At 56.0% G+C, this 25357-nt stretch carries 21 protein-coding genes and 1 other RNA gene; 7 read left to right on the top strand and 15 right to left on the bottom strand.

The features are described from left to right. Positions 1 to 5 precede the first annotated feature (5 nt). The 3 genes from ubiH to CKF42_RS13165 are packed head-to-tail and all read right to left on the bottom strand — an operon-like array spanning position 6 to position 3136. Entirely contained in the window at positions 6 to 1184 is a 1179-nt protein-coding gene (gene ubiH / locus CKF42_RS13175; RefSeq protein WP_111208366.1) for a 2-octaprenyl-6-methoxyphenyl hydroxylase, read from the bottom strand. Next, a complete protein-coding gene (pepP, locus tag CKF42_RS13170; RefSeq protein ID WP_111208365.1) occupies positions 1181 to 2503 on the bottom strand; it encodes a Xaa-Pro aminopeptidase in 1323 nt (440 codons plus the stop codon). Before pepP ends, ubiH begins: the two co-directional genes overlap by 4 nt. 54 nt (positions 2504 to 2557) lie before the next feature. Next, a complete protein-coding gene (locus tag CKF42_RS13165; protein ID WP_009087101.1) occupies positions 2558 to 3136 on the bottom strand; it encodes a YecA family protein in 579 nt (192 codons plus the stop codon). A gap of 170 nt (positions 3137 to 3306) precedes the next feature. Between CKF42_RS13165 and zapA the strand changes: the two genes are divergently transcribed. From zapA to CKF42_RS13150, 3 genes are all read left to right on the top strand, one after another. Further along, positions 3307 to 3636 carry a cell division protein ZapA gene (gene zapA, locus CKF42_RS13160; RefSeq protein WP_009087102.1) on the top strand — a complete coding sequence of 110 codons (330 nt, stop codon included), beginning with the start codon at positions 3307 to 3309 and terminating at the stop codon, positions 3634 to 3636. A gap of 39 nt (positions 3637 to 3675) precedes the next feature. After that, positions 3676 to 3859, top strand: a non-coding RNA gene (gene ssrS, locus CKF42_RS13155) — 6S RNA. A 77-nt stretch (positions 3860 to 3936) separates the two neighbouring features. After that, a complete protein-coding gene (locus tag CKF42_RS13150; protein WP_141629799.1) occupies positions 3937 to 4545 on the top strand; it encodes a 5-formyltetrahydrofolate cyclo-ligase in 609 nt (202 codons plus the stop codon). A 110-nt stretch (positions 4546 to 4655) separates the two neighbouring features. Here CKF42_RS13150 and serA read toward each other — a convergent pair whose 3' ends face one another. Together serA and rpiA are read right to left on the bottom strand one after the other, a co-directional pair. Continuing rightward, positions 4656 to 5894, bottom strand: coding sequence for a phosphoglycerate dehydrogenase (serA, locus tag CKF42_RS13145; RefSeq protein ID WP_009087106.1), 1239 nt, complete (start codon positions 5892 to 5894; stop codon positions 4656 to 4658). Positions 5895 to 6173: 279 nt separating this feature from the next. Further along, complete coding sequence (rpiA, locus tag CKF42_RS13140) at positions 6174 to 6833, bottom strand: ribose-5-phosphate isomerase RpiA (RefSeq protein WP_046102502.1); 660 nt, start codon at positions 6831 to 6833, stop codon at positions 6174 to 6176. A 182-nt stretch (positions 6834 to 7015) separates the two neighbouring features. Between rpiA and CKF42_RS13135 the strand changes: the two genes are divergently transcribed. Further along, complete coding sequence (locus CKF42_RS13135; RefSeq protein WP_009087111.1) at positions 7016 to 7921, top strand: LysR family transcriptional regulator ArgP; 906 nt, start codon at positions 7016 to 7018, stop codon at positions 7919 to 7921. A gap of 265 nt (positions 7922 to 8186) precedes the next feature. Here the strand turns inward: CKF42_RS13135 and CKF42_RS13130 are convergent, their stop codons facing one another. The 7 genes from CKF42_RS13130 to tkt all read right to left on the bottom strand — a co-directional run bounded on the left by CKF42_RS13130 (position 8187) and on the right by tkt (position 16620). Then, positions 8187 to 8909 carry an oxidative stress defense protein gene (locus tag CKF42_RS13130; protein WP_009087113.1) on the bottom strand — a complete coding sequence of 241 codons (723 nt, stop codon included), beginning with the start codon at positions 8907 to 8909 and terminating at the stop codon, positions 8187 to 8189. Positions 8910 to 9053: 144 nt separating this feature from the next. Further along, a complete protein-coding gene (gene argO / locus CKF42_RS13125) occupies positions 9054 to 9677 on the bottom strand; it encodes an arginine exporter ArgO (protein WP_111208364.1) in 624 nt (207 codons plus the stop codon). Positions 9678 to 9801: 124 nt separating this feature from the next. Further along, positions 9802 to 10698, bottom strand: a complete 897-nt coding sequence (mscS, locus tag CKF42_RS13120) for a small-conductance mechanosensitive channel MscS (protein ID WP_046102504.1) — start codon at positions 10696 to 10698, stop codon at positions 9802 to 9804. 191 nt (positions 10699 to 10889) lie between these two features. Then, positions 10890 to 11969, bottom strand: coding sequence for a class II fructose-bisphosphate aldolase (gene fbaA, locus CKF42_RS13115; RefSeq protein WP_009087119.1), 1080 nt, complete (start codon positions 11967 to 11969; stop codon positions 10890 to 10892). A gap of 105 nt (positions 11970 to 12074) precedes the next feature. Further along, entirely contained in the window at positions 12075 to 13238 is a 1164-nt protein-coding gene (gene pgk / locus CKF42_RS13110; RefSeq protein ID WP_009087121.1) for a phosphoglycerate kinase, read from the bottom strand. Between the two features lie 51 nt (positions 13239 to 13289). Continuing rightward, positions 13290 to 14309 carry an erythrose-4-phosphate dehydrogenase gene (epd, locus tag CKF42_RS13105; RefSeq protein ID WP_009087123.1) on the bottom strand — a complete coding sequence of 340 codons (1020 nt, stop codon included), beginning with the start codon at positions 14307 to 14309 and terminating at the stop codon, positions 13290 to 13292. Between the two features lie 316 nt (positions 14310 to 14625). Then, positions 14626 to 16620, bottom strand: coding sequence for a transketolase (gene tkt, locus CKF42_RS13100; RefSeq protein ID WP_009087124.1), 1995 nt, complete (start codon positions 16618 to 16620; stop codon positions 14626 to 14628). A gap of 271 nt (positions 16621 to 16891) precedes the next feature. On the opposite strand from tkt, the gene CKF42_RS13095 reads away from it, so the two are divergent. Continuing rightward, the gene (locus tag CKF42_RS13095; RefSeq protein WP_058958125.1) at positions 16892 to 17647 is read left to right on the top strand and encodes a M48 family metallopeptidase; all 756 of its coding nucleotides are present in this window, start codon (positions 16892 to 16894) and stop codon (positions 17645 to 17647) included. Between the two features lie 62 nt (positions 17648 to 17709). Here CKF42_RS13095 and CKF42_RS13090 read toward each other — a convergent pair whose 3' ends face one another. From CKF42_RS13090 to speA, 3 genes are all read right to left on the bottom strand, one after another. Then, positions 17710 to 18120, bottom strand: a complete 411-nt coding sequence (locus CKF42_RS13090) for a YidB family protein (RefSeq protein WP_009087128.1) — start codon at positions 18118 to 18120, stop codon at positions 17710 to 17712. Between the two features lie 192 nt (positions 18121 to 18312). After that, positions 18313 to 19233: an agmatinase gene (speB, locus tag CKF42_RS13085; protein WP_009087129.1), complete on the bottom strand. Its 921-nt coding sequence runs from the start codon at positions 19231 to 19233 to the stop codon at positions 18313 to 18315. Between the two features lie 168 nt (positions 19234 to 19401). Beyond that, positions 19402 to 21378: a biosynthetic arginine decarboxylase gene (gene speA / locus CKF42_RS13080; RefSeq protein ID WP_009087130.1), complete on the bottom strand. Its 1977-nt coding sequence runs from the start codon at positions 21376 to 21378 to the stop codon at positions 19402 to 19404. 843 nt (positions 21379 to 22221) lie between these two features. Here speA and metK point away from each other — a divergent pair. Further along, positions 22222 to 23373: a methionine adenosyltransferase gene (metK, locus tag CKF42_RS13075; protein WP_009087131.1), complete on the top strand. Its 1152-nt coding sequence runs from the start codon at positions 22222 to 22224 to the stop codon at positions 23371 to 23373. Positions 23374 to 23893: 520 nt separating this feature from the next. Continuing rightward, a complete protein-coding gene (locus tag CKF42_RS13070; RefSeq protein ID WP_009087132.1) occupies positions 23894 to 25291 on the top strand; it encodes a sugar porter family MFS transporter in 1398 nt (465 codons plus the stop codon). The last annotated feature ends 66 nt before the right edge of the window (positions 25292 to 25357 follow it).

The following is a 25357-nucleotide window of genomic DNA, read 5'->3' as shown; positions in this document are numbered from 1 at the left end:
CTTTGTTAACGCTTAACCCAGCCAAGCGTGCGCTCAGCCAGTTGATTTCGTAGCCACGGCAGATGGTCCATCGCCAGCAGGCCCAGGTTACGTCCTGCCACCAGCGGGGCGTAACGATTGGCAAAGACGCGAACCAGCCCGTCTGTGATGCCAATGGTGGCGGCACGGTCGGACTGCCGGCGTTGCTGATAGTGATTCAGGACCGCATAGCTGCCGGGGTCCTGCTGTTGCCAATGGGCAGCGGCCAGCGTTTCCGCCAGCGACATCACGTCGCGCAGGCCCAGGTTAAAGCCCTGCCCGGCAATCGGATGCAGCGTCTGTGCCGCATTGCCTACAACCGCCACGCGATGCGTTACCATCTGCACCGCCTGGTGCAGCGCCAGCGGGTAGCATTCGCGCTGACCGGTGTGGGTGAATTTCCCCAGCCGCCAGCCAAAAGCGCGCTGCAACTCGCTGAGGAATTCAGCATCACTCCACTGCACTATTTTTTCGCGCTGCGACGCCGGATGGCACCAGACCAGCGACAGACGGTTCCCGGACATCGGCAACAGCGCCAGCGGGCCATGCTCGGTGAAACGTTCAAATGCCCGGCCCTGATGAGGCAGCGCGGTGGAGACGTTGGCGATAACCGCCAGCTGCTGATACGCCTCAGTCTGCCACTGGATGCCACAGGATGCCGCCAGTGCAGAGCGTGTGCCATCTGCCGCCACCAGCACTTTTCCGCTGAGTTGCTCGCCGTTGTCCAGCGTCACCTCAACCTGCTCATCACTGCGGGTTGCCTGAGTCACACGAGCCGGACAGCGCAACGTCACGCCCGGCGCTTTTTTCAGTTCAGCAAACAGTCGCTGACCGACGTCAAACAGCTCGACAACCTGCCCCAGCGCCGGAATCTCATAGTCAGCCGCCGCCATCGAGACAAAGCCTGCGTGGCCGCGGTCGGAGACATGGATATCAGTAATCGGCGTGGCACAGCTGGCGATGCGCTGCCAGAGGTTAATCGCTGCCAGCTGCTGGCAGGTGCCGGCTGAGAGCGCAATTGCCCGGCCATCAAAGCCAGGGTGCGCCCGGCTGGCAGGCTCGCTGCGCTCGATCAGCGTCACCGGCAGTTTGCCCTGAGTGAGATGGGAGATCGCCAGCGCCAGCGTCGCTCCGGTCATGCCGCCACCGGCAATCAGAATCGTCATGCCTGTTTAGCCGCCGCCATCAGCGCCTCAATCTCATCGGCCTCTTTCACAACGCTGTCGGTGAGATTTTCAATGCCCTCTTCGGTGATCACGATGTCATCTTCGATACGGATACCGATGCCGCGATACGCCACAGGGACATCCGCATCCGGCGCGATGTAGAGGCCCGGTTCAACCGTTAACACCATGCCCGGTTCCAGTATCCGGTCGCGGCTCGGCGTGCCGTAGTGGCCAACATCGTGAACATCCAGCCCCAGCCAGTGGCCCAGACCATGCATGTAGAACTGACGATGCGCCTCTTCGGCAATCAGCGTATCGACGTCACCGTCGAGAATGCCCAGCTCAACCAGGCCGGTGATCATAATGCGTACGACTTCATCGTTGACTTCGCGAATGCTGATGCCAGGCCGGAACATCTCCAGCGCCCGGTTCAGTGAAGCCAGAACGATGTCATAAATCGCGCGCTGCGCCGGGCTGAATTTGCCGTTAACCGGGAAGGTGCGGGTGATATCCCCGGCATAGCCGTGGAACTCGCAGCCGGCATCGATCAGCACCAGATCGCCGTCACGCATTTCACTTTCATTTTCGGTGTAGTGCAGAATGCAGCCGTTTTCTCCGGCACCGACAATGGTGTTGTAGGCCGGGAAGCGCGCGCCATGACGGGCAAATTCGTGATGAATCTCTCCCTCCAGCTGATACTCAAACATGCCTGGCTGGCAGGCCAGCATGGCACGGGTATGGGCCAGGGCACTGATCTTCCCGGCGCGGCGCATCAGCTCGATTTCATCCTCATCCTTGAACAGGCGCATCTCATGCACCCAGGGACGCCAGTCGGTCAGGGTGGCAGGCGCGCTGAGGTTCTGGCGGAACCCACGACGCAGTTTTTCCAGGGCGCTGAACACCAGGGCATCGGCATGGCTGTAGTCACCCTGTGCGTGGTAGATCACATCCAGGCCGTTGAGCAGCAGGTGCAGCTGTTCGCCAATGTCGTCCCAGGGCAAGGCGCGATCCACGCCCAGTTTCGCAGGAGCCGCCTCCTGACCCAGCCGACGGCCAGACCAGATCTCTGCCGTGAGGTCACGCACGCGGTTAAACAGCACGCTGTGGTTGTGATTCTCATCGCTTTTGATCAGGACCAGCAGCGCCTGCGGCTCGTTAAAACCGGTGAAATAGCTGAAATCGCTGCTCTGACGAAACGGATACTCGGTGTCATTACTGCGCGTCACTTCAGGCGCAGCAAAAATTAACGCGGCGCTGCCTGGCGCCATCTTCGCTAACAGCGCCTGACGGCGCTGCAGGAATCGTTCCAGTGAAATCATCTCTGCACTCCCTGTAAACTGACCGGTTAAACTCGTTGACCTGAAACGCCTGACTTAATGCAGCGTCGGCTTTTGCACTTCTGGCGCAGTGGGCTGTGGGCGGGTAAAGGTGTCATGACACAGCAGGGCTGCCACGCGCACATACTCAATCACCTCTTCCAGCGACTGCTCCAGCTCCTCCTGGTCTTCATCCTCTTCATAACCGAGCTGAGCGATGGTGCGCAGGTCATCAATGGCTTCGCCGGTTTCACCGGTGACCTTATCCAGTTTAGGCTGTGTTACGCCCAGGCCGAGCAGAAAATGGTTCACCCAGCCCGCCAGCGCATCGGCACGGTCAAAGACGGTGATGTCATCATCAGCGGGCAGCAGCAGCTGAAACAGGAAGCCTTCATCTTCCAGCGTGGTCGCCGTGTGCGCGTGCAGCTCTGTCAGTGGCACTGCGAGAGAGTGAGAAAACGCCATGCCTTCGTTAGCCAGATCGTGGACCAGCGTCTTCCAGCTGGTGTCCTGGTTACCGCCGCAGAGGATCCCACTCAGCAGGCCGTGCATTTCTGCGGGCGTCATTCCAACACCCTGCTGTGAGAGCACCGCCGCAAGCGCGTTGTAATCGGGGGTTGCGTTCTGTAAGGACATAAGTTTTCATCGTCGTTGGCAGAATAAGTTCGTGTTATGCTACCACTAGCTGCCTCAAGGTTTCCAGAAAAGGGGTTGTATCTTATTTCGTGGGTCTATATAGTTGCCCGCCTCCCAAGCCATTGACTGCTAAGGGAGTTGCGAGCGAAGTAATCAGTCAGGAAGGTGGCATGTCTGCACAACCGGTAGATTTACAAATTTTTGGTCGTTCGTTAAGAGTGAATTGTCCGCCAGAGCAGCAAGATGCGCTCAATAGTGCGGCTGACGATCTCAATCAGCGGTTGCAAGATTTAAAAGTTCGCACTAGAGTCACAAATACAGAGCAACTGGTGTTCATCGCCGCGTTAAACGTCTGCCATGAACTGGCGCAAGAGAAAGTGAAAACGCGCGATTATGCTGCTAATATGGAACAGCGTATCCGTATGCTGCAGCAGACGATTGAGCAGGCGTTAGTTGAGCAGGGTCGCATAACCGACCGCCAGGATGCGAAGTTCGAATAAAACTTCATGGTTGCTGTGCTACAGTAACGGTGAGGTAAATTTTCTCTGAGATGTTTGCAAGTGGGCCAGTCCCCTGAGCCGATATTTCGAAAAAACAGAATGTGACGCTCTGTAACCTGTGTGCATGCTCGGTCCGTCCGAGAAGCCTGATGGTTACGACGGCATGTTCACCTTGAACCAAGGGTTCAAGGGTTACAGCCTACGGCGGCATCTCGGAGATCTCCCTTTCAGCACTCCTGCTTTTTTCCCCCGACCGACATGTTATAGTCGCTGAACAGCGACTTATCCGGCGGGGAAATCATGTCTGAACCTTCCATCTCTGCACCTTCCATGTTACAGCGTCAGGAAATTCGCCAGCAGGTGCGTCATCTGCGCCGGGCGCTGACGGACGAGCAGCAGGCCCAGGCGGCCGAACAGCTTGCGGAGCTGGCCCTGAACTACGCCCCGCTTACTGCCGCACAAAACATTGCCCTGTTTCTGTCGGTGGATGGGGAGCTCAATACCCGTCCGCTGATTGCCCGGTTGTGGCATCTGAAAAAAACGGTCTGTCTGCCGGTTTTACACCCCTTCTCTCCCGGTAATTTACTGTTTCTGCGCTATTCGCCCGACACCCCCTTGCAGACCAATAAGCTGCGTATTCCCGAACCGCCGCTGGACATCCGGCAATTGATCACCCTGGATCAGCTGGATCTGATGATGGTGCCGCTGGTGGCGTTTGATCACGCCGGTCAGCGTCTGGGGATGGGCGGAGGCTTCTACGATCGCACGCTGCAGAACTGGCGGCAGCACGGCTTTTTGCCTGTGGGTCTGGCCCACGATTGTCAGCAGGTTGAGAGCCTGCCGGTGGCAGAATGGGATGTGCCTTTGCCGGCCGTAATGACGCCGTCAAAGCTGTGGCAGTGGGAGTAGAGGAAGTAGTGTTACGGACTTTTCAGATGGCTTAATCCCCTGTCCGGGCGCACCTGGCTACAATGAAACCTGAAGAGGCGCGACTCAGCGCCTCTCCAGGCGGGTAGCGCTTAGTAAAGTAAACGCGCGCGGATAGTCCCCGGAATAGCCTTCATCAGCTGCAGAGCTTTCTCCGCCACTTCCGGCTCAGCATCGATATCAATGACCACATAGCCCATAAATGGCGACGTCTGCAGATACTGAGCGGCGATGTTGATGCCCTGCTCGGCGAAAATCTGGTTGATCGCCGTCAGCACGCCCGGACGGTTCTCGTGGATGTGCAGCAGACGGCTGGCGCTGATGCCGTGGATCGGCAGTGAGACTTCCGGGAAGTTGACCGCCGACAGGGTGGAGCCGTTGTCGGAGTATTTCGCCAGCTTGCCCGCAACTTCAATACCGATGTTCTCCTGCGCTTCTTCTGTCGATCCGCCAATGTGCGGCGTCAGGATCACGTTGTCGAACTCACTCAGCGGAGAGATAAAGGGATCGCTGTTGGTGGCTGGCTCGACCGGGAAGACGTCGATGGCCGCGCCTCCCACATGCTTGCTGGCCAGTGCCTCGCACAGCGCCGGGATATCCACAACCGTGCCGCGAGAGGCGTTAATCAGTAGCGCGCCAGGCTTCATCTGCGCCAGCTGCTCCGCCCCGATCATATCCTGTGTCGACACGGTTTCCGGTACGTGCAGGCTCACAACGTCGCTCATGTTGAGCAGTTCCGCCAGATGGCGAACCTGAGTGGCATTACCCAGCGGCAGCTTGTTTTCAATGTCGTAGAAGAAAACGTGCATGCCTAGGCTCTCTGCCAGCACGCCCAGCTGCATCCCGATATGGCCGTAACCGATGATGCCGAGTTTTTTCCCACGCGCTTCGAATGAGCCTTTGGCATTCTTGTTCCAGATACCACGGTGCGCTTTGGCATTCGCTTCCGGGATGCCACGCAGCATCAGCAGCATTTCACCAATCACCAGTTCAGCGACCGAGCGGGTATTGGAGAACGGCGCATTGAAGACCGGGATTCCGCGGCTGGCGGCGGCCTGCAGGTCAACCTGGTTGGTACCGATACAGAAACAGCCGACAGCGACCAGCTTTTCAGCCGCCGCAAAAATCTCTTCAGTGAGCTGGGAGCGGGAACGGATACCAATGAAGTGCGCATCACGGATGGAGGCTTTTAATGCGTCAGCGTCCAGCGCGCCCTTGTGAAATTCGATGTTGGTGTAGCCTGCAGCCCGCAGGTTGTCCAGCGCGCTCTGATGCACACCCTCCACCAGCAGGAACTTAATCTTATCTTTATCCAGTGATACCTTTGCCATTTCCCGATCCTATTCAGCATTCAATGAGGAGTACCATAAGCCAGCCTTCTGTCAAAATATCAAAAAAATCGCGTCGGGCAATACAAACGATTGCCCGGGAGCCAGCACGGCAACGGCTGGCAGCACCACAATGCCAGACAAAATCACGGGGTCAGGGTTGAAGAGAGAATGAAACCGTTGCGGATAACGGTTATGTGACATAAGTCACCAAATTTCACCCGGGCGAGAAAAGATGATTTGCAGGCAGAAATAAGCGGCGCCGTATCGACGCCGGACAGATCATTTTTTGATGGTTTTCACGCCATCCGGACCGCCTATCAGCGCAATATCGGCGCCGCGTGCGGCAAACAGGCCCACGGTGACCACGCCAGGCAAAGCGTTGATGCTCTTTTCCAGCGCAATCGGATCGAGAATAGTCAGATTATGCACATCGAGAATGATGTTGCCGTTATCGGTGATGACATTCTGGCGATACTCCGGCAGGCCGCCCATTTTAACCAGCTCACGCGCAACGTAACTGCGCGCCATCGGGATCACCTCGATCGGCAGCGGGAAGCGGCCCAGCACATCGACCTCCTTAGAGGCGTCGGCGATACAGATAAAGGTCTGCGCCACCGCGGCCACGATCTTTTCACGCGTCAGCGCCGCGCCACCGCCTTTGATCATCTGCATCTGCGGGTTGATCTCATCCGCACCATCGACGTAAACCGACAGCAGATCGATCTCGTTCAGGTCAAACACCGGAATGCCCAGGCTTTTCAGTTTCAGGGTCGAGGCATCCGAGCTGGAGACGGCTCCTTCGATCTGATGCCTGACTGTGGCAAGGGCATCGATAAAGTGGGCAGCGGTAGATCCGGTGCCTACGCCAACAACCGTCCCCGGCTGCACGTACTCAAGTGCAGCCCAGCCAACGGCTTTTTTCAGTTCATCCTGGGTCATGGTATGTTTAAAACCTGTGCGACAACGAAGTGCGCGTAGTATAAAACAAGGCTGGCTGAAAATGCTCGGCTGACCGACGTGGATTTAACGCTTTGGAAGCCAGCCCACAAAAAACAGGTGAGCCATCACAGGCGGCACTTTTGTGGCATAGTGACGTCCACCCTGAAGGAGAGAGAAGAATAATGAAACGCCCGGATTATCGAACGCTTCAGGCGCTGGATTCAGTGATCCGCGAACGCGGATTTGAGCGAGCCGCACAGAAACTCTGCATCACCCAGTCGGCGGTGTCTCAGCGTATTAAGCAGCTGGAGAACCTGTTTGGTCAGCCGCTGCTGGTGCGCACCGTGCCGCCGCGTCCGACCGAACAGGGCCAGAAACTGCTGGCGTTACTGCATCAGGTCGAGCTGCTGGAAGAGGAGTGGCTGGGTGATGAGAATAGTGGAACCACGCCGCTGCTGCTGTCGCTGGCGGTCAACGCCGACAGTCTGGCGACCTGGCTGCTGCCCGCCCTGAAAGATGTGCTGGCCGACTCGCCCGTGCGCCTGAATCTGCAGGTGGAAGATGAAACCCGCACCCAGGAGCGTCTGCGCCGCGGTGAGGTGGTGGGCGCGGTCAGTATTCAGCCGCAGCCGCTGCCCAGCTGCCTGGTGGACCAGCTCGGCGCGCTCGACTATCTGTTTGTGGCGTCGCGCGACTTTGCCGATCGCTTCTTCCCCAACGGGGTGACCCGCTCTGCCCTGCTGAAGGCGCCTGCGGTCGCGTTCGACCACCTTGATGATATGCATCAGGCCTTTCTGCAGCAGAATTTCGACCTCTCACCCGGGAGCGTGCCCTGCCACATCGTCAACTCATCGGAAGCCTTTGTGCAGATGGCGCGACAGGGGTCAACCTGCTGTATGATTCCGCATCTGCAGATTGAGCGCGAGCTGGCAAGCGGGGAGTTAATCGATTTGACGCCTGGCCTGTATCAGCGCCGGATGCTCTACTGGCATCGTTTTGCGCCGGAGAGCCGTCTGATGCGTCGGGTCACCGATGCGCTGATAGCGCATGGACATCGGGTGCTGCGTCAGGATGACGTGGCAGCCTGAAAACAAAAACGGGGCGAAAGCCCCGTTTTTGTTGCTGACAAATCGGGATAAAGAAGACTCTTACAACAACAGAAAAGTTAAACGCGCAGGGAGCAGGGTCAGAAGAGGAAAGCGTCCCGCGCCAGGGATGGTGCGGGCCGAGCGGCCAGGGATTGGCCTTAGCGACTTTCCGATCTGACCCTGTTTCCTGTGCAGGCACCGTCTCACAGCGAACCGGGCCAGGTTTTGTCAACAATTTCAAACGGGACATCAGCCCCGTTTTACATTATGGCGCGTTGGGCTTGAGTTCAAACACCACATCGACCTGATCGTCAAAGTTAATGCTCTGCTGATCGTAGGTTTCCTGGGCTGAGGTATCGGCTGCTGCCGCCGCTTTATACATGCGGTTCATCGGCATCGGCTGATAGTTAGCGACCTGATAGCGGATGCTGTAGATCGGGCCCAGCTTCGCGTTAAAGCCTTCAGCCAGCTGTGAGGCCTGCTGAGTCGCATTCTTAATCGCCGCTTTACGTGCCTGCTCTTTGTAGCTCTCCGGGTTTGCTACGCCTAACTCGACGCTGCGCACCTCGTTCAGACCCGATTTCAGTGCGCCATCCAGCAGATCGTTCAGCTTGTCCAGCTGACGCAGAGTGACCTGAACCTGACGCACCGCGCGATAGCCTTTCAGGACAGATTTACCCTCTTTGGTGTAATCGTACTCTGGCTGGGTACTCAGGTTAGCCGCATCGATATCTTTCTTCTCAATGCCGTTTTTCTGCAGAAAATCGAAATATTGTGCAACCCGGCTGTCCGCCTGCTTTTTCGCATCGGCGGCATCTTTGGATGAGACATTCACCACGATAGAGAGCGTGGCGATATCGGGACGGGCATCGACTGTTGCCTTGCCTGAGGTCACCACGTGCGGCCCATTTGGTAACTCATCAGCGTGTACGCCAGGCAGTGCTCCGGCGCTCATGATTGCGGCCAGAGCCAATGCTTTCAGTTTCATGAAAGTCCTCCTTGAAAAGGTCACTATGACGGCTTCTAACCGGCGAAGCCCAGCAGCGCATCGGTATGCGCCATGCTTTGAGTGGTCATTATGGCAAAAGTTCGCCAGCGGTGCGGCAATAACCGCAGGCTGTTCGCGTTCTGTTCAGAAAGCGGCGATACCCTGGCGCGCCAGTTGCAGGGCAATAAACCACATCACTGCGCCGACCAGCAGGTTAATGATGCGCTGTGCCGTCGCAGTGCGCAGACGCGGTGAGAGCCACGCGGCCAGCACGGCCAGGCCGAAAAACCACAGGACAGAGGCGCTGATGGTTCCCAGCGCGAACCACTGACGCGCCGCGGTGGTCGGCAACTGACCGCCAAGGCTGCCCAGCACCACAAAGGTATCAAGATAGACGTGCGGGTTGAGCCAGGTCACCGCCAGCAGCGTCGCCACGATCCGTCCCCTGCTCTGCCTGCGCGACGTCCCCTCTGCCAGATCGACATCGCCGCGAAAGGCGTGACGCAGCGCGCCCCAGCCGTACCAGAGCAGAAAGGCCACGCCCGCCCAGGTGATTGCCCCCAGCAGCAGCGGAGAGTGACTCAGGAGTGCACTTCCGCCGAAAATACCGCCGCAAATCAGCAGAATATCGCTCAGCGAGCAGAGCGCCGCTGTCATCAGGTGATACTGCCGCTTTACCCCCTGATTCATGACAAAGGCGTTCTGCGGACCCAGCGGCAGAATCAGTGCGGCACCCAGGGCAAGCCCCTGAAAGTAGAGAGATATCACAGAATTATGTCCTCACATCGTCAGATGTGAAGCAGTATAAGAGGGGGCGATGATTAGCGGAAATTGAAAGAATTAATCTGCGATTAGCAAAATGAATGGGCGACCGGGGTCGCCCATAAAACGATCACTCCGGCTGGGCCTGTGGCGCGATTGTCTCTGGCGCGGCGGTCTCCGGCTTTTTAACACGGTGCAGATGCACATCCATCTGTGGATAAGGAATGCCAATCCCTTTTCCATCCAGCGCACGCTTAAAGTTCTTCAGCAGATCCCAGTAAACATCCTGCAGGTCTCCGCTGTTGCTCCAGCAGCGCACCACAAAGTTCATTGAGGAGGCCGCCAGCTCATTCAGACCCACCTGCACGCCTTTCTCCTGCAGAACACGGCTATCAGCATCAACTACTTCGCGCAGCAGCGTCAGCACCTGATCAACATCCGCATCGTAAGAGACGCCAATGATAAATTCATTGCGGCGTATCGGCTCGCGCGAGAAGTTAACGATGTTACCGGTGATGATTTTACCGTTAGGCACCACCACCAGCTTGCCGTCAGCCGATTTGAGGGTCGTGGAGAAGATCTGTACGTTCATGACCGTACCCATGATGCCGCCCAGATCGACAAACTCACCGGCCCGGAAGTGGCGGAAAATCACCAGCAGCACACCCGCCGCCAGGTTTGACAGGGAATCTTTTAATGCCAGGCCCACAGCCAGACCGGCTGCACCCAGAATAGCAATGACCGAGGTGGTCTGGACGCCGATACGCCCCAGTGCGGCGATAAGCGTGAACGCGATAATGCCATAGCGTACCAGCGCAGACAGGAAGTCAGCGACCGTGGTATCAATGTGACGCGCGCGCAGCAGACGATTGACCGCATTGGCGATGATGCGCGCAATCATCAGCCCTACCACGATAATCGCAATCGCGGCGACGATGTTTACCGCATAGCTAATCAGGAGTTCCTGATTTCGTATAATCCAGTTTCCCGCGTTGTTGATTTCATCGATCATGCCCGTATCCTGCATGTAACCATCCTGTAATTAAATCCCAAAGGGAATGAGACCACATTGTCAGAACCGCTCTGACAATCCCTGACAAAAGGGTAAACAATAAATGCCGGTGTGCCAAACCTGCATGACCTCTGACATAAATCTGCTGAAAAAAAAGCAAAAAAAAGGCCCTTTCGGGCCTTTTTTATACGGTAACCACCAGGGTGTTACAGTACGTCGACAGCGTTAAGCTCTTTGAAAGCCTGCTCCAGACGGACCACCATAGACGCCTGGGCAGAACGCAGCCAGACGCGTGGGTCGTAGTATTTTTTGTTTGGCTTGTCGTCGCCTTCCGGGTTACCCAGCTGCGACTGCAGATAGCCTTCGTTCTTTTTGTAGTACTGCAGAATGCCGTCCCAGGTTGCCCACTGGGTATCGGTATCGATGTTCATCTTGATCACGCCGTAGCTGATAGACTCTTCGATCTCTGCTGCTGAAGAACCTGAACCGCCGTGGAAAACGAAGTCCAGCGCGTTGTGCGGCAGGCCATGTTTTTCACACACAAACTTCTGCGAATCACGCAGAATGGTCGGGGTCAGTTTCACGTTGCCTGGCTTGTACACGCCGTGAACGTTACCGAATGACGCCGCAATGGTGAAGCGCGGGCTGATCGCATGCAGTTTTTCGTACGCGTAGTTCACATCTTCTGGCTGGGTGTAGAGTGCGGATGCGTCCATGTGGCTGTTATCAACGCCATCTTCTTCACCGCCGGTGCAGCCCAGTTCAATCTCCAGGGTCATGTCGAGTTTCGCCATGCGCGCCAGGTATTTGCTGCTGATTTCGATGTTCTCTTCCAGAGACTCTTCTGACAGGTCGATCATGTGAGAAGAGAACAGCGGTTTACCGTTTTTCTGGTAGTACTCTTCACCCGCGTCCAGCAGACCGTCGATCCACGGCAGCAGTTTCTTGGCACAGTGGTCAGTGTGCAGAATTACCGGCACGCCATACTGCTCAGCCATCAGGTGAACATGGTGTGCGCCCGAGATTGCACCGAAAATAGCGGCGCCCTGTGGTTTATCAGTCTTGAAACCTTTACCCGCGATAAAAGCCGCACCACCGTTGGAGAACTGAATGATGATTGGTGCTTTAACTTTCGCAGCTGCTTCCAGTGCGGCATTGATAGAGTCGGTGCCGACGCAGTTTACGGCTGGCAGTGCGAATTTGTTCTCTTTCGCGACTTTGAAGATCTTCTGTACGTCATCACCAGTGACAACGCCGGGTTTTACGAAATCAAAAATTTTAGACATGATTGTGTCCTGTTTCGTGACCGTTGTTCCCCTTAAGGAACGTCGATTTAAACGCCCAGACGGGCAAGACTTCAGGCGATGCCGCAGGGCATCACCCCCAAAGGTTTACTGCTTCGCACGCTCTTCCAGCATGGCGACGGCAGGCAGTTTCTTGCCTTCCACGAACTCAAGGAACGCGCCGCCACCGGTAGAGATGTAGGAAATTTTGTCTTCAATACCGAACAGGTCGATCGCCGCTAAGGTGTCGCCGCCGCCAGCCACAGAGAACGCCTCACTGTCTGCAATGGCGTTCGCCACGATTTCGGTGCCTTTACGGAAGTTAGGGAACTCGAATACGCCCACCGGGCCGTTCCACAGGATGGTTTTCGCATCCTTCAGGATGGCAGCCATCGCCTGTGCGGTTTCGTCACCGAAGTCCATAATCTCTTCGTTATCCGCCACTTCCGAAACCTTTTTCACGGTCGCTGGTGCAGTTTCGGAGAATTCCGTGCCGACACGTGAGTCAGTCGGAACCGGAATACCGTGCTGATCGCGCAGGCCTTTCGCGGCTTCAACGAAGTCTGGCTCATACAGGGATTTACCGACTTTATTGTCGATAGCCACGAAGGTGTTGGCGATGCCGCCGCCGACAATCACGGTGTCCGCGATTTTCACCAGCGACTGCAGCACATCAAATTTGGTTGAAACTTTAGAACCGCCCACGACAGCGACCAGCGGACGCTCAGGGTTGGTCATCACCTTGCCCAGCGCTTCCAGTTCAGCGGAGAGCAGCGGACCGGCACAGGCAACAGGCGCAAATTTGCCGACGCCGTGGGTAGAGGCCTGCGCGCGGTGTGCAGTACCAAACGCGTCCATCACGAAGACGTCGCACAGGGCAGCATATTTTTTAGACAGCGCTTCGTCATCTTTCTTCTCGCCTTTGTTAAAGCGAACGTTTTCCAGCACCACCAGTTCGCCAGCGCCCACTTCCACGCCGTCGAGATAATCTTTTGCCAGGGTCACATTGGTGCCGCTCAGCTTCTCTTTCAGGTAGTTCACGACCGGCAGCAGCGAGAACTCTTCGTTGTATTCACCTTCGGTCGGACGACCCAGGTGAGAGGTAACCATTACTTTCGCGCCCTGTTTCAACGCCGCTTCAATGGTGGGCAGAGAAGCACGGATACGTGCATCAGACGTCACTTTACCTTCTTTAACCGGTACGTTGAGATCGGCACGGATCAGCACGCGTTTGCCAGCCAGATCCAGATCGGTCATCTTAATTACAGACATGGTGAACCCTCTCGTTGATTCTCATAAGTTTTGCCAGACGCAAACCGCGTCTTACCTGAAACCGCTTGCGGCCATGGCTAACGTCGTGTCGAGCATTCGGTTAGCAAAGCCCCATTCGTTGTCACACCAGACCAGGGTCTTGATAAGGTGTTGACCGCTGACCCGCGTTTGCGTTCCGTCCACAATGGCGCTGTGCGGATCATGGTTAAAATCTACAGAGACTAACGGTAATTCCGTATAGTCAACTATACCACGAAATGCCCCCTCTGCCGCGCTTTGCAACAGGGTGTTAACCTCGCACGCCTTCACTGCCTGACGAACAGAAACGCTGAGATCAATAGCCGTCACGTTGATCGTCGGGACGCGAACCGCTATCGCCTCAAAGCGATCGTTGAATTTCGGAAAAATGCGGGTGATGCCCGCCGCCAGCCGGGTGTCGACCGGAATGATCGACTGGCTGGCTGCTCGGGTGCGGCGCAGATCGCTGTGATAAGCGTCGATCACCTGCTGATCGTGCATCGCCGAGTGAATCGTGGTGACGGTGCCGGATTCGATGCCAAACGCATCATCCAGCAGTTTAATCACCGGAATAATGCAGTTGGTGGTACAGGAGGCATTGGAGACGATGCGGTCGCTGGCGCTCAGATCCTGCTGATTAACGCCATATACCACGGTCGCGTCGAGATCGTTTCCGCCGGGATGAGAGAACAGCACTTTTTTGGCACCCGCCTGAAGATGCGCTTCGCCATCCGCGCGCGAACCGTAAACGCCGGTGCAGTCCAGTACCACATCAACGTCGAGTTCACGCCACGGCAGATCGGCAATCTCTGCACGGTGCAGAATGCGCAGGGTATCGCCCCCCACCCACATCACATCGCGCTCCTGCCGCACATCAAAAGCAAAACGGCCATGGCTGGTGTCATATTTCAGCAGGTGCGCCATCCCGGTGGCTTCCGCCAGCTCGTTGATCGCCACCACCGTAATCTCCGCCCGCCGGCCCGTTTCATATAACGCGCGCAGAACGTTGCGTCCAATCCGGCCAAAACCATTTATTGCTACCCGTACCGTCATTTCTCTCCTGCCACGTCAGACTGAAAAAAACGTGCCGTTAGCCTGAGCGTTTCACTGCATTTTGTACAGGAGATTCTTACCCGGCATTGTCCGAAACCAGGGCAAGTTGCCTGGCGACTGAAACGGTTCAGCTACAATAATAGAAGGAAGGAATAACGGGAATGACTGTGATCAATCTGACTGCTTATATTTAGATCTGCGTCACAAATCGAGGCGAAAACAGGTTATTACTGCAGGAATAAAAGAGCGAGAGGGACGAAAAAGTCGTCCCTCTGCGTTTAGCGCCAGGCGGGTTCAGGCCCGCCTGACCGGTTTTTTACGCCAGCAGCGCTTTGGCTTTCGCCACAACGTTGTCGACGGTAAAGCCAAACAGTTCAAACAGCTGATCCGCAGGCGCTGATTCGCCGAAGCTGGTCATGCCGACGATGGCCCCATTCAGACCGGTGTATTTGAACCAGTAATCTGCGATGCCCGCTTCGATAGCCACGCGCGCGCTGACCGCTTTTGGCAGAACGGCTTCGCGATACGCATCGCTCTGCTTGTCGAAGGCATCCGTTGAAGGCATAGAGACGACACGCACCTTACGACCTTCGCTGGTGAGTTTGTCCCACGCACCGACAGCCAGTTCAACTTCTGAACCGGTGGCGATCAGGATCAGCTCAGGCGTGCCGTCGCAATCTTTCAGCACATAGCCGCCGCGCGCCACGTTAGCCAGCTGCTCAGCGTCACGCGCTTGCTGCGCGAGGTTCTGACGGGAGAAGATCAGTGCCGTCGGGCCATCCTGACGTTCAATCGCGTATTTCCACGCCACGGCAGATTCAACCTGGTCACACGGACGCCACAGGCTCATGTTTGGCGTGGTGCGCAGGCTGGCCATCTGTTCAACCGGCTGGTGCGTCGGGCCATCTTCGCCCAGACCGATGGAGTCGTGGGTGTAGACCATGATCTGACGGATCTTCATCAGTGCCGCCATACGCGCAGCGTTACGCGCATACTCAACGAACATCAGGAAGGTGGCCGTGTAAGGCAGGAAGCCGCCGTGCAGCGCCAGGCCATTAGCAATAGCGGTCATACCGAATTCACGCACGCCGTAATGGATGTAGTTACCTGCCGCATCTTCATTGATCGGCTTAGAGCCCGACCAGACAGTCAGGTTGCTCGGCGCCAGGTCAGCTGAACCGCCCAGGTATTCCGGCAGAATTTTACCGAAGGCTTCAATCGCATTCTGTGAGGCTTTACGGCTGGCGATCTTCGCCGGGTTCGCCTGCAGCTGCTCAACAAATTTCTGAGACTCTTCCTGCCAGTTAGCAGGCAGCTCATTGCTGATGCGACGCTTAAACTCAGCGGCCAGTTCCGGGTGAGCCTGCGCGTAAGCCGCGAATTTCTCATCCCAGGCGGACTCTTTCGCCTGACCCGCTTCTTTCGCGTCCCACTCAGCGTAGATCTCTGACGGGATAACGAACGGTGCGTGGTTCCAGCCCAGCTGTTTACGGGTCAGCGCCACTTCGTCATCACCCAGCGGTGCGCCGTGTGAATCATGGGTGCCCGCTTTGTTCGGCGAACCGAAGCCGATGACGGTTTTGCACATCAGCAGTGATGGCTTGTCGCTGACGCTTTTCGCTTCGTCGATCGCTTTAGCAATCGCATCCGCATCGTGACCATCAACGCCGCGCACAACGTGCCAGCCGTAAGCTTCAAAGCGCTTAGCGGTGTCATCGGTGAACCAACCATCAATGTGACCGTCGATAGAGATACCGTTGTCATCATAGAAGGCCACCAGTTTGCCCAGCTTCAGCGTACCCGCCAGTGAGCAGACTTCGTGCGAGATGCCTTCCATCATGCAGCCATCGCCCATGAAGACATAGGTATTGTGGTCTACGATGTCATGACCCGGACGGTTGAACTGCGCGGCCAGGGTGCGCTCAGCGATAGCAAAACCGACCGCATTAGCGATGCCCTGCCCCAGCGGACCGGTGGTGGTTTCAACGCCGGCGGTGTAGCCATATTCCGGGTGACCTGGAGTTTTTGAGTGCAGCTGGCGGAAGTTTTCCAGTTCGCTCATCGGCAGATCGTAGCCGGTGAGGTGCAGCAGGCTATAGATCAGCATGGAGCCGTGACCGTTGGAAAGCACGAAACGGTCGCGGTCAGCCCACTGCGGGTTGGTCGGGTTGTGGTTCAGGTAACCGCGCCAGAGTACTTCAGCGATATCCGCCATACCCATTGGGGCACCCGGATGTCCCGATTTCGCTTTCTGTACTGCATCCATACTTAACGCACGAATGGCGTTGGCAAGCTCTTTACGAGAGGGCATTTTCTACTCCAGGTCGGATTAATGCTTCGCGCCTTAACTTATTGTTATTAATGAGTTACCGGGCAAAACAAGGAAAAAGTTGCCCATCAATGTACATGAAAATCGGGGCAAAAGTACATGCTGTAAAACGCTAAATGTCACCGCTTCGTATGGCTTTTCCGGCCAACTCTGCTAGCAAAGTGCAGACTGGCAGGCTATAACCAAAACGTTTATTCACCTGGCACGGTTTCAGGTGTTTGTTTTTCTTACCTTGTTATGAATGGGATAGAGCATGAAAATCCAGAAAACGGTATTAGCGCTTGGACTGGCGACGCTGCTGAGCGGCTGTCAGGGGCTGGACAATAACGCGCTGATGCAGTCAGGCGCACAGGCCTATCAGGCTTACACGCTGAGCGACGATCAGGTTAAGCAGCTGAGCGATAAGTCCTGTGAGCAGATGGACAAAGAGAATCAGATCGCGCCGGCTGACAGCCAATATCAGCAGCGTCTGAACAAGATTGCCGCCGCGCTGGGTGACAACATCAATGGCGTCCCGGCTAACTATAAGGTTTACCAGACGAAAGATGTCAACGCCTGGGCGATGGCAAACGGCTGTATCCGTGTCTACAGCGGACTGATGGATATGATGACCGATAATGAAGTCGAAGGGGTTCTGGGCCATGAGATGGGTCACGTTGCGCTGGGCCACACCCGTAAAGCGATGCAGCTGGCATATGCCACCACTGCGGCCCGCACGGCTGCCGCGTCGGTTGGCGGGGTGATCGGTTCGCTGTCGCAGTCGCAGCTGGGCGAACTGGGTGAGAAACTGGTCAACGCGCAGTTCTCCCAGTCGCAGGAGTCACAGGCGGATGACTACTCCTATGACCTGATGAAGAAGCGCAACATTAACCCGATGGGGCTGGTCACCAGCTTTGAGAAACTGGCGAAGCTGGAACAGGGCCGTCAGAGTTCAATGTTTGACTCCCACCCGGCTTCAGAAGCGCGCGCTCAGCATATCCGCGATCGCATTGCTGCCGACGCGAAATAAGAGACAATCAGGCGCATCATCCTTCAGGGCGATGCGCCTGATACCTTTCGGCTCTGGCTGATTCAGCGCTTAAATATCTGATCCACCATTGAGCCTAAATCGAGTTTATTCTCATGCAGTGACGCCTCATCCATGCGCCCCTGCGGTGACATCCTGTCAATCAGCTGCGGCAGAATCACCGCCAGCGTGCCTGCTGCGCCCTTAACGTCGGTTCCCAGCTTATCCGCCAGTGACTGCAGTTCCGCCTGACCAAACGCCGAGTGGATATCGCTGTGCGCGACCGGCTGATTGCTGCCGGTGCCAATCCACGAGCTAAAGACTTCACCCAGCCCGCCCTGCTGAAATTTTTGCAGCAGCACTTCAATGCCGCCCTGCTCCTGTACCCAGTGCCACACCGCCTGCAGCTGGCCGGGCAGATGCCCGTCACTCTGACTGCCCTGCAGTGAGCCCGCCAGTTCATCAAGAAAGCCCATGATTGCCTCCACGTCGAAAATTGATGTCACTAAGTTTAGTTGCTGATGTGCAGTTGCGCCTGAACCGCATGGCCGAAGCCAGCAGCCGGTCAGACAGGGTATTAGTTGGGAAAACGCAGAGGGGGAATGGCGGGAGACGGCAGCAAAGCCTGCCGGATTATCCCGGCAGACTTATCAGAGGGGTGCGGCAAATCAGCCCTTGTTGGCCGCCTGAACATGCAGCATATCCAGCGCCAGCGTCGCCGCGGCCAGCGCGGTTAAATCTGCATGGTCATAGCCCGGTGCCACTTCCACCAGATCCATACCCACGATGTTCATGCCCTGCAGGCCACGGATCAGTTTGGTGGCTTTATCGGTGGTCAGGCCGCCAATGACCGGCGTACCGGTGCCAGGTGCATGAGCCGGGTCCAGACAGTCGATATCGAAGGTGAGATAGACCGGCAGATCGCCGACGGTGCGTTTTACTTCAGCGAGGATATCGTCAACGCTGCGGTCATTGACCTGCGCCGCATCCAGCACGTTAAAGCCCAGGCTCCGGTCAAATTCGGTACGGATACCGATCTGCACCGAGTGCTGAGGATCGATCAGCCCCTCTTTCGGCGCCGTAAAGAACATGGTGCCGTGGTCAAAGGTCGGGCCGTTGGAGTAGGTGTCGGTGTGGGCATCAAAGTGCACCAGCGCCATCTTGCCGAAATGTTTCGCATGCGCGCGCAGCAGCGGCAGCGTCACGTAGTGGTCGCCGCCAAAGGTCATCATGCGCTTGCCACTGGCCAGCAGTTTTTCGGCGTGAGCCTGTAATTTATCGGAGAGATCCTGTGAGTCACCGAAGGCGTAAACCAGATCGCCGCAGTCGACAACGTTCAGACGCTGACGCAGATCGAAATCCCAAGGCCAGCGGCAGCCTTCCCAGGCCAGGTTGGTGGAGATCTGGCGGATGGCGCCCGGCCCCAGGCGGCTGCCCGGACGACCAGAGGTGGCAGCATCAAACGGTACACCGGTAATCACCCACTCTGCGTCGCTGTCATAAGGCTGGAAGTTCAGCGGAAAGCGCATGAAGCCGAAGGCGTTAGAGACCAGGGAGTTGTCGTACTGATTGCCAAGCGTGTTATACATAATTGCTCTCTCTATGCGTAAGTCGGGCCAGGCCCGCAAGCCATTAAGATATAGATGAAAAAAATCCCCTCCGCGTCGTTAGGCCCGACGAGGAAGGGATTGAGTGAGTCAGATTATCGGCATAGTCAGCGGCAACTGCAATATACGATTGCGGGCTGAACGATGCGATTACTCATCTTCTAAATAGGTGTATCCGTAGAGGCCGCTCTCAAACTCTTCCAGGAACTGGGCACGAAGCTCTTCGTCGAGATCGGACGCCTGCACCTGATTGCGGAACAGCGACATCAGCTGGTTAGGATCAAGCTGCACATAGCGCAGCATGTCTGCCACGGTGTCACCCTCATCCGACAGCTGCACTTCCACTTCGCCATTTTCGCGCGCGTAGACATCCACCGCCTCGGTGTCACCGAACAGGTTGTGCATGTTGCCCAGAATTTCCTGATAAGCCCCGACCATGAAGAAGCCCAGCATCGGCGGGTTATCCAGGTCATATTCCGGCATCGGCATGGTGGTGGCGATACCGTCGCCATCCACATAGTGATCGATGGTACCGTCAGAGTCACAGGTAATGTCGAGCAGCACAGCGCGGCGTTCCGGCTTCTTATTCAGCCCTTCCAGCGGCAGAACCGGGAAGAGCTGATCGATACCCCATGCATCCGGCATCGACTGGAACAGCGAAAAGTTAACGTAGATCTTATCCGCCATTCGCTCCTGCAGTTCGTCGATGATCGGACGATGCGCACGGTTGCTCGGATCGAGATGCTGCTGAATATAGTGACAGATGCTCAGATAGAGCTGCTCAGCCCATGAACGCTGCTTGAGATCGTAAGTGCCGGAGGAGTAACCAGTATGGATATCGAACAGGTCCATCTGACTGTCGTGCAGCCACTCACGCAGCGAACGGCGGGTATCCGGCTCGTGCATCTCCTGCCAGGTTTCCCACATGCTGAGAATCGGGCGCGGCGCATCGGCATCCGGCGTTTCAGGTTCGCTGAACTCGTTGCGCTCCACGCCGATGATGTTAGAAACCAGCACCGTATGGTGTGCGGTCACGGCGCGACCGGACTCGGTGATCACCGTCGGATGCTCCAGGCCGTGCTCATCACAGGCGGCCCCGATGCCCCAGATCACGTTGTTAGCGTACTCATTGAGGCCATAGTTGACCGAACAGTCAGACTGCGAGCGCGTGCCTTCATAATCGACACCCAGACCGCCGCCGACGTCGAAACATTTGATGTTTACGCCCAGCTTCGCCAGCTCGACATAGAAACGCGCCGACTCACGCACACCGGTGGCGATATCGCGGATATTGGACATCTGTGAACCGAGATGGAAATGCAGCAGCTGCAGGCTGTCGATGCGGCCCGCTTCGCGCATAATCTCGACCAGCTTCAGCACCTGCGTCGCTGACAGGCCAAACTTCGACTTTTCGCCGCCGCTCGACTGCCACTTGCCGGAGCCCTGTGACGCCAGGCGAGCACGGATACCCAGACGCGGCACCACATTCAGACGCTCCGCCTCTTCCAGCACCAGCCGCACTTCGGTCATTTTTTCCAGCACCAGATAGACCTTGTGGCCCATCTTCTCGCCAATCAGCGCCAGACGAATATATTCCCGGTCTTTATAACCATTACAGACGATCACCGTGCGGGTCTGACCTGCATGTGCCAGCACCGCCATCAGCTCCGCTTTCGAGCCAGCCTCCAGGCCCAGCGGTTCACCGCACTGGGTCAGGGATTCAATGACGCGTTTATGCTGGTTGACTTTAATCGGGTAAACCAGGAAGTAGTCACCGGTATAGCCGTAGGATTCACGCGCACGTTTGAACGCGCCGTTAATAGAGCGCAGACGATGTTGCAGAATCTGCGGGAAGCAGAACAGCGCGGGCAGACGCTGGCCCTGTGCTTCGCGCTCTTTCACCAGCCGGGCTAAATCGACGCGCACATCCGGGCGATCCGGATCCGGGCAGACACTGATGTGGCCCAGTTCGTTGACGTCGTAATAGTTGTTGCCCCACCAGGCGATGTTGTACGTCCGCAACATTTTGCTCGCGTCCTGATCGTTCATTGCAACCTCCTGCATGGAGCGGAGTGCACCCTGTTCGCCAGCTGACGAACCTTTGATATTCTTCATGTCGTCAGACATCGCGAACCTCAATTTTCCGTTGAAAGATGAAACTGTTAACCGGCTTTATGGCCGCTAATCTGAAACGCAGATACCCCATTAAACGTCATGTCCTGTTCACCTGACGTTGCCGTCAGCGCGCTTCACGCATATGAGTTAAGTGTAAAACACCCTGGCCAGATCCGTTTAAACAGAGAACATTTACCCGATCTTTATTGACCATAGATAACCGGTCTCGTTCCACTGCGTGGACGCAGAGAAGAGACAAAGCCCTGAGAACAGAGGTAAAGATTAGCCAGCGCTCGTGTCGGTAAAATTACCGCATCGCAGATATTGTCGGCTGGAAAGAGAAACAGAGGGGAGGCAGGAGCGCGCCAGTGTTGCGCCAGAGCGCAGAGAACCGGGAGAAGAAAAAGCGTGGTTCATTACTTGTATCACCTCCGCATATGCCAGGAGCACATGGAGAACAACCAGGGTGAAAGCCAGAGCGGTGTCTGACGGGCGCGACGCACACAGTGGCGTCATCCTTGCTGCGGCTAGCGAAGCAGCGGCGTTTTATACCGTTTACGGCGCTAAAAAGCAAAAAGATTATCGGGTAATTCCGTGGAGTGTCAGCAAATTATGCCGATAAAGCTGACAGGTAAAATGCCGAAACAGAAAAAGGGCTGGTAATTGGTTTATCCTCTATCCTAAAATAGCCGTCCAGATGGTTTTCCATCTAAACAGGTTAATATCCAGGCGGTGTTAGCCTGCTGTGCTGACACAACCTCACTGCTCGCGGCTTTGCCTGAAGGGGCGTCAGGTCAGATAACCTCACTGGCGCTATGCAGTCGAATTCAAACCATATTTAAGGTAAAGAACAGAATGGCTAAACACCTTTTTACGTCCGAGTCCGTATCAGAAGGACATCCCGATAAAATCGCCGACCAGATTTCCGATGCCGTGCTGGATGCGATCCTGGAACAGGATCCAAAAGCGCGTGTGGCCTGCGAAACCTACGTTAAAACCGGTATGGTACTGGTTGGTGGTGAAATCACCACCAGCGCCTGGGTCGATATCGAAGAGATCACCCGTAACACCGTTCGCGAAATCGGCTATGTTCATTCCGATATGGGCTTTGATGCCAACTCCTGCGCCGTATTGAGCGCGATTGGCAAACAGTCTCAGGATATCAATCAGGGTGTTGACCGCACCGATCCGCTGGAACAGGGCGCGGGCGACCAGGGCCTGATGTTCGGCTATGCGACCAACGAAACCGACGTTCTGATGCCTGCACCGGTGACCTATGCACACCGTCTGGTTCAGCGTCAGGCAGAAGTGCGTAAAAACGGCGCCCTGCCGTGGCTGCGTCCGGATGCCAAGAGCCAGGTCACTTTCCAGTATGACGATGGCAAAATTGTCGGCATCGATGCGGTCGTGCTGTCAACGCAGCACGCGGAGTCCATCAGCCAGAAAGATCTGCAGGAAGCGGTGATGGAAGAGATCATCAAGCCGGTTCTGCCTGCCGAGTGGCTGAACGCCTCAACCAAATATCACATCAACCCGACCGGTCGCTTTGTGATCGGCGGCCCGATGGGCGATTGCGGTCTGACCGGTCGTAAAATCATCGTCGACACCTACGGCGGCATGGCGCGTCACGGTGGCGGTGCGTTTTCCGGTAAAGATCCGTCAAAAGTTGACCGCTCTGCAGCGTATGCAGCGCGTTATGTCGCGAAAAACATCGTCGCAGCCGGTCTGGCTGACCGTTGTGAAATTCAGGTCTCTTATGCGATCGGCGTTGCTGAACCGACCTCCATCATGGTGGAAACCTTTGGCACTGAGAAAATTGCGACCGAACAGCTGACGCTGCTGGTACGTGAATTCTTCGACCTGCGTCCATATGGTCTGATTCAGATGCTGGATCTGCTGCACCCTATCTATAAAGAGACCGCCGCTTACGGTCACTTTGGTCGCGAACATTTCCCATGGGAAAAAACCGATAAAGCCGCCCTGCTGCGTGAAGCGGCTGGCCTGTAAGTTTTCCGGCTGATCATGAAACCCTGCCACGCCGGCAGGGTTTTTTATTGCCTTTTCAGTGGCTTTGCCTGCGTGCAGCACGGGCAGATTGTTATCTGTTTTGCATTACCGGCCTGCCCCCTTCTGACCGGATAAAACGCTTCTGCCCGACCTTCCCGCCGCTCCTCAGCAGGTTTCCTAATCTCAGCTACACTTCATTGCGCTTTTTCTGACAACAAAATGTTAACGATTACAAATTGAAATGCTTTGTTTATCTGACATTTAAGATTTAACGCACGTGGTTATTCTGTTCAAAATGCGTTATTTTCAGCGTCGTCTGATAGCCAATAAATAGAGCATTGTCAGAAACTTAATGAGTGCTATACCTCACTGGTTAATTAATCTTTACGGGTAAAATATGCTGAATTTCAGGGTTTCAGCGTGTGTAAGCGATTACACTGATGTGATCAGACTCACTTTTTTCCCGTAAAAGGTTTTTTAACATTGATAAAAACAATGATGGATAAACCTGGAGGCTAAAATGCCTGGCAATACACACAAAAGCAGAACTTCAAATAAGGCGATGACCTTATTTGTCTGCTTTCTGGCAGCCCTTGCGGGTCTGCTGTTCGGTCTGGATATCGGCGTGATTGCCGGTGCCCTGCCGTTTATCGCAAAGGACTTCAACGTTACCGCTCATCAGCAGGAGTGGATCGTCAGTTCCATGATGTTTGGTGCTGCGGTTGGGGCTATCGGCAGCGGCTGGATGTCCTCCCGCCTGGGCCGTAAAAAGAGCCTGATGGCCGGTGCGATTCTGTTCGTTATCGGTTCTCTCTGGTCGGCGATGGCGCCAAACCCGGAAATGCTGATCAGCGCCCGCGTATTGCTGGGTCTGGCAGTCGGTGTCGCCTCTTATACCGCCCCGCTTTATCTTTCTGAAATCGCTCCAGAAAAAATTCGCGGCAGTATGATTTCGCTCTATCAGCTGATGATCACCATCGGGATTCTGGGTGCTTACCTGTCTGATACCGCCTTCAGCTTTACCGGCAACTGGCGCTGGATGCTGGGCGTCATCACCATCCCTGCCCTGCTGCTGCTGATCGGTGTCTTCTTCCTGCCAAACAGCCCACGCTGGCTGGCGGCACGTGGCAACTTCCGCGATGCGCAACGCGTACTGGACCGTCTGCGCGACACCAGTGAGCAGGCAAAACGTGAGCTGGATGAGATTCGTGAAAGCCTGAAGATCAAGCAGTCTGGCTGGGGTCTGTTCACCAGCAGCAGCCACTTCCGTCGTGCCGTCTACCTCGGCATTCTGTTGCAGGTTATGCAGCAGTTTACCGGTATGAACGTCATCATGTACTACGCACCTAAAATCTTTGAAATTGCCGGCTTCGCCAACACCACGCAGCAGATGTGGGGTACGGTCATCGTCGGTCTGGTCAACGTGCTGGCGACCTTTATTGCCATTGGTCTGGTGGATCGCTGGGGCCGTAAACCGACCCTGATTCTGGGCTTTATGGTGATGGCTGCCGGTATGGGCGTGCTGGGAACGATGCTGCACTTTGGCATTACCTCGCCGGGCGCACAGTACTTCGCGGTAGGCATGCTGCTGATGTTCATCGTTGGCTTCGCGATGTCAGCCGGTCCGCTGATCTGGGTACTCTGTTCTGAAATTCAGCCGCTGAAAGGCCGCGATTTCGGTATCACCGTCTCGACCACCACCAACTGGATCGCCAACATGATCGTGGGTGCGACCTTCCTGACGATGCTGAATACCCTGGGCAACGCCAATACCTTCTGGGTCTACGCGCTGCTTAACCTGTTCTTCATTCTGCTGACGCTGATGCTGATTCCGGAGACCAAAAACGTCTCGCTGGAACACATCGAACGTAACCTGATGGCCGGTAAAAAACTGCGCGACATCGGTGCACGCGACTAACCGTTAAGCACTAAAAAAAGGGCGGGGTTTCTCTGGAAACCCCGCCCTTTTTATTGGTTCAGCCCC

It is taken from the genome of Pantoea sp. ARC270 (genome assembly GCF_003236725.1).
Classification (GTDB): Bacteria; Pseudomonadota; Gammaproteobacteria; order Enterobacterales; family Enterobacteriaceae; genus Pantoea; species Pantoea anthophila.
The sequence above is the reverse complement of the archived record's forward strand: the minus strand, read 5'-3'. Positions and strand labels throughout refer to the sequence as shown.